Below are 698 nucleotides of genomic sequence, written 5' to 3'. Positions count from 1 at the left end.
GGGTGGCGTCGAGGTGCGGCTGCTCGGGCGGGTGGGTGCGGACGCGGCCGCGTGGCACGAGCGGGAGCTGGTGGCCTGCGGGGTACGGCCCCGTCTCGTCGTCGATGCGCACGCGCCGACCGGGACCGTGATCTGCCTCGTCGACACGGGCGCCGCGGCCGAGCGGACGTTCCTCACGGACAGCGGCGCGGCCCTGCGGTTCGATCCGGACGACTGGTCGGACGCGCTGCTCGACGGGGTGGCCCGGCTGCATCTGTCGGGCTATCTGCTGTTCTCGGAGCCGGGCCGCGCGCTGGTGGAAGTGGCCGTGGCCGCCGCACGCGCGCGTGGTGTGCCGGTGAGCCTGGATCCGGCGTCGACAGGGTTCCTCGTGGAACTCGGTGTCGACCGTTTCCTGACGCTGGTGGAGGGCGTCGACGTCCTGCTGCCCAGCCGTGACGAGGCGTGTCTGCTGACGGGGCTGCCCGACCCGGCGGACGCGGCGGCCAAGCTGAGCCACCACGTCCCGCTGGTGGTGGCCAAACAAGGGGCGGACGGTGCGCTGGTGGCCCGCTCGGGCGCGGTGCTCGCCCAGGTCCCGGCCGTACCGGCGACGCCCACGGACACCACGGGCGCCGGCGACGCGTTCACGGGCGCGTTCCTCGCCGCCCTCCTCACGGGCGCGGAGCCCGAGGAGGCTGCGCGGGAGGGGTGCCGGG

General features: G+C 75.5%; 1 protein-coding gene. It reads left to right on the top strand.

All coding sequences use genetic code 11. The features are described 5' to 3' along the window. Positions 1–698: PfkB family carbohydrate kinase (locus HLK59_RS50310; RefSeq protein ID WP_171148368.1), on the top strand; the 698-nt coding region annotated here is incomplete at both ends.

Origin of the sequence: Streptomyces sp. S3(2020), from assembly GCF_013044505.1 — a bacterium.
In the GTDB taxonomy this organism is placed as follows: domain Bacteria; phylum Actinomycetota; class Actinomycetes; order Streptomycetales; family Streptomycetaceae; genus Streptomyces.
Note: the sequence above shows the minus strand (reverse complement) of the source record. Positions and strands in the feature narration are given on the sequence as shown.